This window comes from Ralstonia sp. ASV6 (assembly GCF_016429285.1).
Lineage (GTDB): Bacteria > Pseudomonadota > Gammaproteobacteria > Burkholderiales > Burkholderiaceae > Ralstonia > Ralstonia flaminis.
The window spans coordinates 1-10,990 of sequence record NZ_JAELUI010000082.1 but is presented as its reverse complement, the minus strand read 5'-3'; the positions used below and the strand labels follow the sequence as shown (position 1 = coordinate 10,990).

20 protein-coding genes and 2 pseudogenes are annotated in these 10,990 nt (G+C 57.4%); all 22 read left to right on the top strand.

From position 1 onward, the window contains the following. Positions 1-233: 233 nt before the first annotated feature. The gene (locus JHD73_RS16775) at positions 234-659 is read left to right on the top strand and encodes a hypothetical protein (protein WP_199031402.1); all 426 of its coding nucleotides are present in this window, start codon (positions 234-236) and stop codon (positions 657-659) included. A 4-nt stretch (positions 660-663) separates the two neighbouring features. Continuing rightward, positions 664-885: a hypothetical protein gene (locus tag JHD73_RS16770; RefSeq protein WP_199031401.1), complete on the top strand. Its 222-nt coding sequence runs from the start codon at positions 664-666 to the stop codon at positions 883-885. Positions 886-1,818: 933 nt separating this feature from the next. After that, a complete protein-coding gene (locus tag JHD73_RS16765) occupies positions 1,819-2,031 on the top strand; it encodes a hypothetical protein (RefSeq protein ID WP_199031400.1) in 213 nt (70 codons plus the stop codon). A gap of 309 nt (positions 2,032-2,340) precedes the next feature. After that, complete coding sequence (locus tag JHD73_RS16760; protein ID WP_199031399.1) at positions 2,341-2,595, top strand: hypothetical protein; 255 nt, start codon at positions 2,341-2,343, stop codon at positions 2,593-2,595. Between the two features lie 125 nt (positions 2,596-2,720). After that, complete coding sequence (locus JHD73_RS16755) at positions 2,721-3,245, top strand: hypothetical protein (protein WP_199031398.1); 525 nt, start codon at positions 2,721-2,723, stop codon at positions 3,243-3,245. 43 nt (positions 3,246-3,288) lie between these two features. Further along, positions 3,289-3,489, top strand: coding sequence for a hypothetical protein (locus JHD73_RS16750; protein ID WP_199031397.1), 201 nt, complete (start codon positions 3,289-3,291; stop codon positions 3,487-3,489). 169 nt (positions 3,490-3,658) lie between these two features. After that, positions 3,659-3,913 (top strand): annotated as a pseudogene (locus JHD73_RS29760) (helix-turn-helix domain-containing protein); the annotation flags it as partial. A gap of 9 nt (positions 3,914-3,922) precedes the next feature. Continuing rightward, on the top strand, positions 3,923-4,102 hold the full coding sequence (locus JHD73_RS29145) for a hypothetical protein (protein ID WP_233177013.1): 180 nt from the start codon (positions 3,923-3,925) through the stop codon (positions 4,100-4,102). An 83-nt stretch (positions 4,103-4,185) separates the two neighbouring features. Next, entirely contained in the window at positions 4,186-4,386 is a 201-nt protein-coding gene (locus JHD73_RS16740; RefSeq protein ID WP_199031395.1) for a hypothetical protein, read from the top strand. A gap of 493 nt (positions 4,387-4,879) precedes the next feature. Further along, the gene (locus JHD73_RS16735; RefSeq protein ID WP_199031394.1) at positions 4,880-5,170 is read left to right on the top strand and encodes a PspA/IM30 family protein; all 291 of its coding nucleotides are present in this window, start codon (positions 4,880-4,882) and stop codon (positions 5,168-5,170) included. Positions 5,171-5,208: 38 nt separating this feature from the next. Further along, entirely contained in the window at positions 5,209-5,412 is a 204-nt protein-coding gene (locus JHD73_RS16730) for a hypothetical protein (protein ID WP_199031393.1), read from the top strand. Between the two features lie 213 nt (positions 5,413-5,625). After that, the gene (locus JHD73_RS16725) at positions 5,626-6,075 is read left to right on the top strand and encodes a hypothetical protein (protein WP_199031392.1); all 450 of its coding nucleotides are present in this window, start codon (positions 5,626-5,628) and stop codon (positions 6,073-6,075) included. A gap of 630 nt (positions 6,076-6,705) precedes the next feature. Next, positions 6,706-6,996, top strand: a complete 291-nt coding sequence (locus JHD73_RS16720) for a hypothetical protein (protein WP_199031391.1) — start codon at positions 6,706-6,708, stop codon at positions 6,994-6,996. A 244-nt stretch (positions 6,997-7,240) separates the two neighbouring features. Beyond that, complete coding sequence (locus JHD73_RS16715) at positions 7,241-7,438, top strand: hypothetical protein (RefSeq protein ID WP_199031390.1); 198 nt, start codon at positions 7,241-7,243, stop codon at positions 7,436-7,438. A 20-nt stretch (positions 7,439-7,458) separates the two neighbouring features. Next, a complete protein-coding gene (locus tag JHD73_RS16710; protein WP_199031389.1) occupies positions 7,459-7,815 on the top strand; it encodes a hypothetical protein in 357 nt (118 codons plus the stop codon). 14 nt (positions 7,816-7,829) lie between these two features. Then, the gene (locus JHD73_RS16705; RefSeq protein ID WP_199031388.1) at positions 7,830-8,039 is read left to right on the top strand and encodes a hypothetical protein; all 210 of its coding nucleotides are present in this window, start codon (positions 7,830-7,832) and stop codon (positions 8,037-8,039) included. Between the two features lie 83 nt (positions 8,040-8,122). Next, positions 8,123-8,407 (top strand): hypothetical protein, encoded by a 285-nt coding sequence (locus JHD73_RS16700; protein ID WP_199031387.1) that lies wholly within the window; start codon positions 8,123-8,125, stop codon positions 8,405-8,407. 19 nt (positions 8,408-8,426) lie between these two features. Next, complete coding sequence (locus JHD73_RS16695) at positions 8,427-8,786, top strand: hypothetical protein (protein WP_199031386.1); 360 nt, start codon at positions 8,427-8,429, stop codon at positions 8,784-8,786. Between the two features lie 7 nt (positions 8,787-8,793). Then, on the top strand, positions 8,794-9,423 hold the full coding sequence (locus JHD73_RS16690; protein ID WP_199031385.1) for a DUF262 domain-containing protein: 630 nt from the start codon (positions 8,794-8,796) through the stop codon (positions 9,421-9,423). 383 nt (positions 9,424-9,806) lie between these two features. Then, positions 9,807-10,118 carry a hypothetical protein gene (locus JHD73_RS16685; protein WP_199031384.1) on the top strand — a complete coding sequence of 104 codons (312 nt, stop codon included), beginning with the start codon at positions 9,807-9,809 and terminating at the stop codon, positions 10,116-10,118. 26 nt (positions 10,119-10,144) lie between these two features. Next, entirely contained in the window at positions 10,145-10,435 is a 291-nt protein-coding gene (locus tag JHD73_RS16680; protein WP_199031383.1) for a hypothetical protein, read from the top strand. 274 nt (positions 10,436-10,709) lie between these two features. After that, a pseudogene (locus tag JHD73_RS16675) lies at positions 10,710-10,979 on the top strand (transposase); the annotation flags it as partial. Positions 10,980-10,990 lie beyond the last annotated feature (11 nt).

The following is a 10,990-nucleotide window of genomic DNA, read 5'->3' as shown; positions in this document are numbered from 1 at the left end:
CTTGCTCGCCGAGGTTCTATCGGATCCTGAAAACGTCAAGCTGGCCAGGATGGGTTGCAGCTACGAGCAGGTGCAAAAGCAAATCCATGGAGTGCCACAGGAAGCCCCATATTCAGACTTGAAGGACGCCTGGGGCGCCAGGTCTCTCGAAGAGCTGATGAAGCTGCATGGCCTCCCGGAAAGCGCGACAGCCTCGGACCTCTATAGTGCGGTTCGGAGAGAGCTGGAGCGGGATGGAACCTGTCGAAAGCGACTCAACATTTGAGGGTGGATACGTGGACTACAAAGGGCAGATTGACCGGGGGATTGAACTGTTGAAGCTTTGCCAGCGGCTTCAGAGCGAGAGGGACGGCGTAGACCGCTCGGAAGCAACGCAGATCGACAAATCCAAGATCAATGATGTGTTTGCGCAGGACATCAGCACAGCTATCGCCAACATGTCCGCGCTACACAAGCTCATTCCGCAGGCATCGCTTCTCGCCGAGCTGGGCTTGAAGCTGGCCGACGAAGGGAAGATCAAGGTGGGCCATGGTGATGACTACGCAGCCGCAGCGATTCGTTTTGTTTTGGCCGAACATGGTCTTGCTCATGCCGGAGTGCAGGAGCGGACTTTTGGATTCCTGACTGACTTTGCTCCCGCTGATCAACCAAAAGCATAGTGGTATGCCAGTCAGCCAAGTAACGATTCCAGAGAGCTTTTCCAACCGCTGGCGGATCGCCGGGTGGGTTGATGAACACGAGCACGCTGGAAAGTTGTGCCAAGTGGTTGGCTACGAGCACGATGAAGATGGAAAGAACGTCGTGCGGGTTCAGTTCATTGACCGAACTGATCTGTTTGAATGTGCGGACGCCGTGCTCTCGCCGCACATGCTGCTTCCGGTTTGAATTTGCGATCGCGCACTGAGGAGAATCATGAAATCTAAGCTAAGGAAGACCTTTGAAGCCATCATTGACCGCGTGGATGCGTGGCTCACCAAGCATCAGATGTGGCTTCTAACCCTTGCAGCGACTCTGGTACTTACCTTGATCACAGCATGTGTCGCTGCGCCAGCGAGTCCTCTCGTCGCAGCTGTGGGCATTGCAGTGACTGTTTATCGGGCGGTGACGCAGCGAGACTGATCCAAGGAGTGTCCAGCCAAGGATATGACACAGTTCTTGAATGGAGCCTGGTTGGATCGCTCCAGGTCCGACGTATTCCAAAGTTGATCCCTCTTCATCCTGGTGGGTCCATGAACAACGGAAAGACTCTTTGTGTTTTTCGTTTTGCCATCAAGGCCGCGCCTTGCGGCGCTTTATAGACCCTTCTCGGTATCTCGAACTGCAACCTTCCGGTACCCCGCCCCCCCCCCAACTAGTTCAAGGTCGAAATCATCGCGTGCCCGCTTCCACGATCGATGGACGAGTGTAGAGTTGACATGGTGCACATGTGCACATATCATGGGTGCCATATACGGAAGAGGAAGGGCAACGTGATCGAGGTTTGGCTGCAGGTGTCATGCGATGGATGTGACCATCCAAACGCTGTCGAAATGACTACTCTCCCGAACTTGACCAAGGCGCAATGGCGCAAGACCCTTCACAGGGAAGGTTGGCGGTCTTACGGCAGCAAGGATTACTGCCCGCGGTGTGTTAAGCGTGGAGCGCACAAGCTACGCCAAAGCGTGTTTTCGAGCTGAATAGTGGCAAGGCTCTCTAAGAACAGCCGGGCAGCCGGCGTTGGTCGGCGAGGCCATACCTCGCCCAGAGCCAAGGATTCAAAAAGTCTCATGGCTGCCGTTAATGACTGAGTGGCATACCTACAGTATTCGAAAAGCCAACATGGCCAGTGAAATTTCCGTCCCCAATGATGCCGATGTTCAATGCCCGCGCTGTTTGCGCCACTTGCGTGCCGGCAAGGCATTTGTCGGCTATCGTTTCCCCGATGGCGTGACGACCGATGAAGCGCCGCCGCAGGCCGCGCTTCAAGACTGCCTGAAGTGCCAATCCTGCGGATACAGCGAAGAGCTGCCTCCCCTCAACCGAGGAAGATAACTTCGTGTACTGGAATCAAAAAGACACCCTAGATCTGCTGGTGATGATCGCGGGTGCCATTATTGGCGGTGTAGTCGCGCTGTGCGTTCTGCAGTTGGATTTGGTGACGTCTGTGTCACCAGAGCTGGCTGTTCCCGGCTGCGCTGTCCTCTGTGCGTACGCTGCACGCTGGGCAGCCTGGAAACGCGGGCTTCGTAAGCGCTTTTGATGCTGGCGTAGGGAGTGGATGTTCTCCGCTCAGAATGCGGTCGTAAAGGCGGTTCGTTGAATGCTCCCCAAGGACCGTATTGTCTCGGTAACGGAAGAACTATGAAGATCAAGATCAGCAAAGAAGCGGGTGGCTATGTGGTCGACCCAGTGGATTTGCCCGGCATTCCGCCAGTTGGCAGAGGCAAAACGGTGTCGGAAGCCATGGGGGATTTCCTGGCGCACTACCATGTTCAGATGGGGTTGGAAATCGAGCTTGACCTGACCGCTGCAGAAGCTGGTGTGCAAGCGCAGCTTGAGGCGGCCACCAAGCGCGCAGCGCTGTATTTCGGTGACCCTCCTTCAGGCTGGCTTTGACGAGGTTGAACGTTGGTGTCTCCATCGATCGGTCCGAGGTGATGGACGATGCGGGACTGATCGCTTCCTCCTGCAATTATCCGCCGCGTGCCTAAGGCGGGCGTAATCTCAAAGGAAAACAGTAGATGGGTCGCATTCTAGGCAGGGTTGAATACGGTGGCGGCACACCTGACCGATTCTTCATTCACTGCGACACGAGCGGCTGGTCGATCGAACCGTTGTTCGTCGATCAGGAGCAACCGTGGGTGGTCTACGATGCGGGTGGCAGCGGAGCACTTTTGCGTGCTATTCCTCAACGAAGCACTGTCATCCGAGCCGTTCGGAAGGTGCTGGCGCATGGCCGCAGCTTCGGGACGAGTGACTCGGTCTACGGAAATCCGAGGTTTGGCTTGGCCACAGAAGATCGATTGCTGTGGCCGCGCAGCGCCGGATTTGAAGAGCGCTCGCTCTCCCTGCTTCGCGCCGACGGGGTGCTGCATGTGGCCGAGGAGGGGGACGCGGGTTTCTCTGGCGTCCAAGATATTCCGCTATGTGTCCAGCACTGGATTCCTCGTGAAGACGAGGAACGAATTTCGCTTGAGGAAGTGTTCGGTCAGGCTCTACAGCTTTGCCCACTTTGCGAGGCAAAACTGCTCGGCACGTCCGCATAGGACACCTTGTGTAAGGCGGAACGCTGACGGAGCATTAAGCAGCATGGACAAGACCGCATTCGACCTGTTCTGGGAAGAATTCGCCACCAAGCGATTGAGTGGCTTCGACGAGCAACAACTGAGCACAATGTGCGGTGTTGCAAAGTCTGCATATGTCGCAGCAACTAATCGTGCTGCCGGCATAGTGCTCAACCCAGTCGGTGACCGACCTCTCGAAATTCAGATTCGCGACGCGGCGGCATAGTTGGGGGAGACCCAAGGATGATTGGCATTGTGCTGCCGGCGTTGACATGGTGCACATGTGCACATATCATGGGTCTTAAATTAACCACTATCACCGACGCTCAGGAGTTGCGTCGGTCCATCGATCAAGCGGACGGTAAAGTTGGGGCCGTTCTCACGTGCGGGACCTGATGCTAGGAAGGTTCAAGGAAGAAAACAGTACGCAAGGAACGGCACCAAGCGGTGGAGAGCTCACGACGCTTGCTGGCCGAATCCTTGAATGCCGTAAACGCAGAAACATTTCTCAAGGGAAACTGGCTGAGCTGCTTGGTTTCTCACAGAGTCTTGTTGCGCAATGGGAGACAGGGCGTTCAACGCCTACGTCTGAAACGATTCCTCCTCTGTGTCGAGTGCTTGATGCCCCGGTGGAGTGGCTCTTGGCGGGAGAGGGGCCAATGCCAGCCATTTCGCCGATCGCTGTAGACGCGACGGGCCGCGAAGTTCGTGTTGGCTTGTCGTCACTACAAATTGCCGCACTGGATGCGCTTGAGATCGCCTTCAGGAAAAGATTGATTTCGAATGGTGAATGCCTTGCGTTGCTGACAGATTGGCAGAACCGCATCGACGCAGGTTGAACATAAAAAGGTCGCCTGGCGACATGCAAGAACGCGCTCCAACGCACCTCATATCGGTGGGGTGACAGATTCTGAGGAAGCACATGAGCAGCAAACCGATTTCTAAAGAACAGGTTATCAATCGCCTGCGGGAGACTTTTCGCAACGCAGCGAAGGATGGTACCGGTGTTTCCTTCATGCTTTCGCAAGAAGAGTGTCGGGTCGTTACCGAACACGACATCGAGACGCTGAAAGACGAGACCGGCTATTCGGCAATGCTGGCGCATCAGCCCAACCATCGCTGACATTGGAGGCGGGTCTTCATGTTAGTGATTAGCGAATCCGCTTGTGGTCCTGCACTTCTCGGCGCCTTGCAGTCCATCGATGCAGGCAAGGACGTTCGGCGAGCCTCTTGGCCAAAAGGACAATTTTTACGGAAGGCCGATGACGGCCGCATCGCCGTGTTCCGCAATGACAAAGTGAGCCGCCGGAGCTGGGTGCGTTGCCGAGCTGCATAGAGTGCTCCAGGGGAGGCGTTGTGGCAATTCCAATTGAGGCGTATCTCGCTGTCGGCTTGTTTGGAGGATCTGGCAGTGACAGCGAGGGCCACTATCGGTTTGAGCGGATCCCGCTTTTGCTCGCACCTTCGCGTGCCAATGAGGCCTTGGCCGGTAAAGCGGTGTGGTCCGATTCGCCGCGCGGTTGGTTTGCTAACGCCAGCAGCGATTGGGAGGCGCTAGGTCGCTGGTTGCCTGTGATTCTGGCGCCGTACTACTTCGTCGCGACATCGACGATATCATGGATGACTACGCGCAGCGAACTGAGTTGATCGAAGCGCGTTCGCAAGTGGCCAAGGCACAAGAGACCGCAGCGGCTGTCATCACCAACATCGGTTCGACGCGGAACCTTGCCAATGACTTCGGCAAGCTGGAAGACGGCGTTCTGAAACAAGAAGCGCGCGCCGCCGCAGCGACCCGAATTGCTGATCAAGACAGCGGTAAGTCTCTCCAGGATCGGGTCGACGCACTTGGCAAGGCTACATCGATCGACGATCGTTTGGCGGCACTGAAGAAGAGCATTGCATCCTAACTCCCCGATGACGGGCTGCCAATCGATGTCTGGAAGCTATGAACAGCGAACCATTCAATCCACCGATCAATCCTGATGACGGGGATCGGCTCAAGAAGGCGTTGTTGAAGGGGCGGATTGAGGCCGCCGCTGCTGAGAAGAAGCTTTGCTACCACACAGGTGGCACCGAACGTTGCAAACAGGCGGAGCGCCTTCCCGCCAATGCGAAATGCACGCTTTGCGGTCGAATCGGCACCATGTAGACACGCGCAAAGCTGCCACCCAGCGCCAGGCGCAAGGGGCAGCGTGCTGGTTGCTTGGAGTGCCGGCAACGCCAGTGAACATTGACCACGAGGCTGTTCGCGCCCTTGGTCGCGAATTGCGCCTGGTAGGTTCCGCCACAGCGCAAGAAATGCGTGCGCGCGGGCAACTCTGAACGAACGAATGGGGCCCGGGATAGCCGGTACACGAGACGTATGGATGGTGAAGTCGTCGACGTCGAGCAGGACGATAGCGTGATCGACTGTGCGGGCACATGGGTGGAGACTTCAGGTCTTGGCCCATGTATTGGTGTGGCGGTTGTGTTTGGCAACCGTGTCAGCATGATCCACCAATCCAATCCCTATGTCAGCGATGGGCTGAAGGAGTTTTGTGAGGCTCTTGATGGCCTCATCCCTGCCGCGGCACGCGCCTCGGTTCATCCGATCGTGGCTGGCGGCCAGCTGGGGGAATTCCAAGTTGAGATCCTGCGCGACAGAAGGTATGTGTTGTCCAAGCTCAACGAGCTCGGGTTCGGGGATCCACAGGTGAAATGGTGCCCAGACGATGCAACACATGGGATTGTCGTAAATACGTCGACCAGGACCGCTGAGTTGGAAGTCGATATGGATGACGGGCGCCGCCTCACAGAGCGGTTGGTCTTCTAGGAGGGGTGCTGCACATCGCGATAGCAAGAATTCGTTTGACGCCGTAACCGGTTACGGTATGATGCAAAGAGTGTTTCATCCGGGAGGGGTCATGTCGGGAGCAAGCATCTTCATCAACGCGCGTCGGCAAGCCGACGTTGTCGAACAGCGTGATCTCGCTCGCTGTGCGAACGAGGTCCTGCAATAGCGCCGGACCGGCCGTTTGGCGGACGATGCGCTTCTGCGCGAGGTCGCAGACGTCTGGCGTCAGATCGGAGAGACGGCCCCTGAACAGCAGGCAGAGAATACCGTGATCATTTTGGCGCTTCGCCAGATCGCTTGCCCAAGCGGGGCAGAAAAGCAAAGCGCGGGTTAGCCCGAGCGGAATGATGGAGTCAAAAAATGAAATGCACCGCAAGGGATGTCTGTGAGGCGTTCGAGCGCACTGGGGAGTTGGTTATTCCGTATGAGGCGGAGGCAACCGCCCATACGCAAACGACGGATGGAGAGGTCTGCACGTATTTTCACTTCCTTGATGGTTCGTGGTTGAAAACCAGCTTGAGGCGTGACGGCGTGCAGGCCTCGTGGGCCACCATGGGATGAAGCACCACGGTTCGCTATATCGCAGATTTTAAGGGGACGCATAGGGTTATGGACGCATTGGATTTGGCCGTTGTGGGGTTGCTGGTGCTGGCGGTCGGCGACCTCGCGGTGCTGTTGTCGAATCGGGACTCAAAAGTCGAGTGGGCTTTGCGCCTGATCCTGGCCACGGCCTTATCGCTTTCTGCATTGCTACTTCATCAACGGGACTTTGACTGGCCGCTCTTGACGCTGTTGGCCGCGCTTGGGTGCGCGTGCGAAGGTGTTCTTCTCTGGCGGCGATTTGTAGCGGTGAGGCAAGGGCAACTCAGGGACGACAAACCAAACGATCGTTCTGATTAATCTGGATTGAACGGAGGTGGGTATGAATGTGCCCGGATCAGTCGGCAAGGCTATGGGCTTCGTGACTACAGCGAGCGCGGGGTAGGCCATGGCAGCCAGTTCAAAGAATACGCGGATGCAGAAGGTTGCTCTGGGCCGTTGGCGCGAGCCAAATCCGAACATCGAGCCGAATGTAAAGGTACGGTGGATCGCGCCTGGCCCCACTGGTATTCGAGTATGGGTAGGTTGCATTGGAAAGCACTCCGTGGCGACGATCAAACGGCAGCCAGGCCATATTGGAGCGGCCTGTACCGCGCTGATCAATGGTTGGGTGTGGGATATGACGTCGGTGCCCAACCCTCTGAACATCCGCGAAAGTGTCGCGCGCAGTTTCGATTCCGTGCCCGCCGCGAAGCGGGCCATTGCTGAGGCGATTCGCCTCCATCCAACAGCACCAGATTGAAAGTGAAGAGGACAGATCACATGATCAGTGAAGAGAAGCTCAAGGAACTGGCAGAGGTGCTTGCGAAAGCGATCCCCGATGGCCAGGTGCTCAATATCCTGACGGTGTTGCCCAAAGTGGGTTGCGCGGACTCGGAGGCGCAACCGGTCATCGGCTTCGTGTTGGGTCGGTCGGAAGATTGCGAACGCTTTAGGCAGGTGCTCGACCGCGGCATCAGCGAGTATCAGAATGAGATCGGGCTGACTGCAGCCCTATTTCGCGAGCGAGTGGGAAAAGGTGCCGGCGATGCGCCGGCACCATCAGTGAAGATATTCGAGGCGGTATCAGCGGCCGGTGATGCCTCTGCCGGTACGCTGGGCGCGGCAACCGGAAATTAAGCGACAAAGAGACCATGAAGGCGAAGTACGACTACACAGGAAAAGAGCGCGTCGCGCGAGAGCGCAAGGCGCTGTCTGATGCTGGTGGAGCGCGTGTCGAGACACTGCTCGATGCCAAAGAGGTGGCGAAGCTCGATGCGCTCATCACCGCCGGGGTGGCTGCGTCAAGGAGGGCCGCCCTGAAGTACTTGGTGCAGCAGTTGCCTGACCCCACCGGCAAATAATTGTCTTGACGCCGTAACCGGTTACGGCAAGATGCAGTGCAGGGTGTGGTGCATTTTGCGCCGCACATCATGGAAGACCCCTCATGCCCATCTACACCTTCACCGCAGTCCCTGACGCCGTTCGATCGGCGCAGCAGCACGTCGAGATCAACAACATCGATGCTGGTGAGGTGTGGCGCGAGCAAGTCCATGTGCCTGATGGCAAGGGGCGGCAGTCACTGAAATGGCGTTGGTTCGCAAGGTGCGAGGGCGAAACCAAAGTGCTTGGGAAGGGGACGCGAGCCGCCGTCATCGTGGGCGCGGGCTTTACGTCGAAGCACAAGGCGGCTGAAGCGATCTTTGCGGCTAACAGCGCGAAGTTCGCGTAATCACTTAACGGAGTCGGTTGTGCGCAAACAAATCATCGGGCTGGACTTCAAACGTTTCTATGCCGATCCGCAGTTCTGGCCGGAGGACGGCGATACCTACCACGACGACACCATGTTGTTGGTCGACGGGGAAGCGGTCGTAGACATCGAGCCGGAAAAGATCTCCGATCAAGCCGTCGTTGAGATTCAGAGCGGCTGGGTTGACGCCATTCCCGACGAGATCTCCGCGGGAAAAGTCGATATGTCGCTAGCCGACTATTACGCGCTTTGGCAAAAGCGCAACAGCATTCAGATCCGTTTGATCTTCGAATGCTCGGAGGAGGTTCGGGACCAAGTCGTCGCGGCGGCCGTTGCCGCAGGGGCAAAACAGGTTGTCTGAGGTGATCATGGAAGGCGGCAAACCGTGGGGGTTGTCCGACAGTTACTGGGCGTCCTTGAGTGACTTCGGTCGGACACTGTATGAAGTGATCCGTCCTCAGGCAAAGGCGGTGTACGAAGTGGATGTTCAGCTCGGATCTGTCGAGAGCTTTTTGGCCAACCTAAGCAGGGATATGGCCTCCATGGGCGGAACGCTTGAGCTTGACCCTGATTTCCAACGTGGGCATGTATGGACGGACGAGCAGCGCGTTCAATACGTGCAGTCGCTTCTCCGAGGGTGTGCACCTCGTTCGATCCTCTTCAACTGCCCGGGCTGGAACGCTGAAAAAGAATTGGGAGATATTCCAGCTCACACGTTCCAATGTATTGACGGCCTGCAGCGCCTGACCGCCGTCCGAAAATTCATGGCGGGCGAGTTTCGAGTGTTTGGCGATGTGAGTGCTGAGGACCTGAAAGGCACGCCATTCGCTCCGTCGCGCTACACGCTGAAGATGTCGGTATTTGAGTTTGCGAATCGTCGAGATCTCTTGCAGTACTACCTGGACCTCAATTCAGGTGGAACGGTGCACTCCGCCGAGGAGATCCAGCGTGTGCGCAAGCTACGCGACAAGGCTGCAGCGCCGAAGGCCAAGGGGTGAGTGTGGAAACAACCGGCGACGAGAACGGGCTGCAGGTGGTGCGCGAGATCTGCGTGTAGCGTGTGGGCGAGCCGTCGAGGAGGAGATTTCTCGCATGGCCAATGCGGTGGGCAGAGATCTATGAGGTGGGGCAGTGGACTTCGATAAATTGGGTTACAGCGCGGAACAAATCGAGGCGATCCGAAGGGACGCGAGTAATCGAGTAGGTTCGCCAGGTAAGAGCGGTCGTCATTCTCAGGGGGCCGTATGGCTTTGGAAGTTGCAGCCGACGCAAGTCAAACCACCGCTGTTCCGGTACCGTAGAGTAGTGCTGGCAGGGGCAACGATTGGGATGCTGGGCGCGTGGTGGTTGCTGACCCGGTACTTTGCATAAGGGTGGGCTGATGCGAACACTGATCTACTGGACGATTGTGGCGGCGGTAGCCGCGTTGGCACACGCAACGGGGCATCCCAAGACCGCGATGCTGGTCGCCGTCTACCTGGCCATGCAGGTCACTGGCTTCGCTCTGGGGTGGCTTGGCGTCGGCGTGCGTGAATCGACATTCGCCCCAATGTGGCAGTCTCCTGAGCATGGCGGAATCCGCAGTGGAGTGCTCTGGCTATTGGTACGGATTGGCTACGAATTGGTTTGCCACTTCGGTTTGTGGAAAGGCGATATTCGGTCGTCGGGCGTAGGTGTCGCGCGAAAGCGCTGAGAGAACTGCGTGTACGGAGAACAAACATGGACATGACGAAAGACATTTTCGCGGACCAGCTGTACGGCCAGCTCGCGCTGGAAAAGATCAAGCCGTCCAGCCCGAATTTCCGCCTCTACATGGCGGGTTTTATCGAGAACGGCGGCCCACCAGAATCCTGGGAGGTCATGGAAGTTGTAGGCGCAGAGTTTCGCGAGGCGAAGAGCGGCCCGAACAAAGGCAAGCTGTGCGTCATGGTGCCGAACACCAAACGGACGGCCCACATCCACGTCAGCGAAATGCGTGCGCGGGATACACAGAAGACTCCATCCGACTGAGGCATAGAAGCACTCCGATCATGAATCAGCGAGCGGAACCTCTGGCTGCGATTACCGGCATCAAGCGACAGGCGCCCGGGCTCGTAACGCTTAATTTCGCCTACCTGGGTGACTACATCGGCCGGCAAGCGTGGGCGCGCTGCAAGGCCAGAAAGGCGACCCGCTGTGTAATGACGGGCAAACGTGTCGAGGTCGGTGACGAAGTCTGACGTGACCGGTTGTTTCGAGTCCAGGTTGAAAGAGAGAATTCAACCCTGGCAAGGAGCAACCCAAGATGCCCCGCAAGAGCTTTACCCCCGAACAAATCATCGCGAAGCTGCGCCTCATCGAAGTAGCGATGGGCAGTGGCAAGACCGCTCAACTGGCCTGCAAGGAGGCCAGCATTTCCGAGCAGAGCTATTACCGCTGGCGCAAGGAGTACGGCGGCCTGCAGCACGACCAAGCCAAACGCTTCAAGGAGCTTGAGCGCGAGAACGCCCGGCTGCGCAGGCTGGTTGCCGACCTGTCGCTGGAGAAGGCGATGCTCAAGGAGGTCGCTTCGGGAAACTGGTGAGC

Bases quoted from the DNA above. Each gene is read 5' to 3' on its own strand.
- JHD73_RS16775 (WP_199031402.1), top strand. From the start codon at position 234: ATGGAACCTGTCGAAAGCGACTCAACATTTGAGGGTGGATACGTGGAC.
- JHD73_RS16770 (WP_199031401.1), top strand. From the start codon at position 664: ATGCCAGTCAGCCAAGTAACGATTCCAGAGAGCTTTTCCAACCGCTGG.
- JHD73_RS16765 (WP_199031400.1), top strand. From the start codon at position 1,819: ATGGCCAGTGAAATTTCCGTCCCCAATGATGCCGATGTTCAATGCCCG.
- JHD73_RS16760 (WP_199031399.1), top strand. From the start codon at position 2,341: ATGAAGATCAAGATCAGCAAAGAAGCGGGTGGCTATGTGGTCGACCCA.
- JHD73_RS16755 (WP_199031398.1), top strand. From the start codon at position 2,721: ATGGGTCGCATTCTAGGCAGGGTTGAATACGGTGGCGGCACACCTGAC.
- JHD73_RS16750 (WP_199031397.1), top strand. From the start codon at position 3,289: ATGGACAAGACCGCATTCGACCTGTTCTGGGAAGAATTCGCCACCAAG.
- JHD73_RS29145 (WP_233177013.1), top strand. From the start codon at position 3,923: ATGCCAGCCATTTCGCCGATCGCTGTAGACGCGACGGGCCGCGAAGTT.
- JHD73_RS16740 (WP_199031395.1), top strand. From the start codon at position 4,186: ATGAGCAGCAAACCGATTTCTAAAGAACAGGTTATCAATCGCCTGCGG.
- JHD73_RS16735 (WP_199031394.1), top strand. From the start codon at position 4,880: ATGGATGACTACGCGCAGCGAACTGAGTTGATCGAAGCGCGTTCGCAA.
- JHD73_RS16730 (WP_199031393.1), top strand. From the start codon at position 5,209: ATGAACAGCGAACCATTCAATCCACCGATCAATCCTGATGACGGGGAT.
- JHD73_RS16725 (WP_199031392.1), top strand. From the start codon at position 5,626: ATGGATGGTGAAGTCGTCGACGTCGAGCAGGACGATAGCGTGATCGAC.
- JHD73_RS16720 (WP_199031391.1), top strand. From the start codon at position 6,706: ATGGACGCATTGGATTTGGCCGTTGTGGGGTTGCTGGTGCTGGCGGTC.
- JHD73_RS16710 (WP_199031389.1), top strand. From the start codon at position 7,459: ATGATCAGTGAAGAGAAGCTCAAGGAACTGGCAGAGGTGCTTGCGAAA.
- JHD73_RS16705 (WP_199031388.1), top strand. From the start codon at position 7,830: ATGAAGGCGAAGTACGACTACACAGGAAAAGAGCGCGTCGCGCGAGAG.
- JHD73_RS16700 (WP_199031387.1), top strand. From the start codon at position 8,123: ATGCCCATCTACACCTTCACCGCAGTCCCTGACGCCGTTCGATCGGCG.
- JHD73_RS16690 (WP_199031385.1), top strand. From the start codon at position 8,794: ATGGAAGGCGGCAAACCGTGGGGGTTGTCCGACAGTTACTGGGCGTCC.
- JHD73_RS16685 (WP_199031384.1), top strand. From the start codon at position 9,807: ATGCGAACACTGATCTACTGGACGATTGTGGCGGCGGTAGCCGCGTTG.
- JHD73_RS16680 (WP_199031383.1), top strand. From the start codon at position 10,145: ATGGACATGACGAAAGACATTTTCGCGGACCAGCTGTACGGCCAGCTC.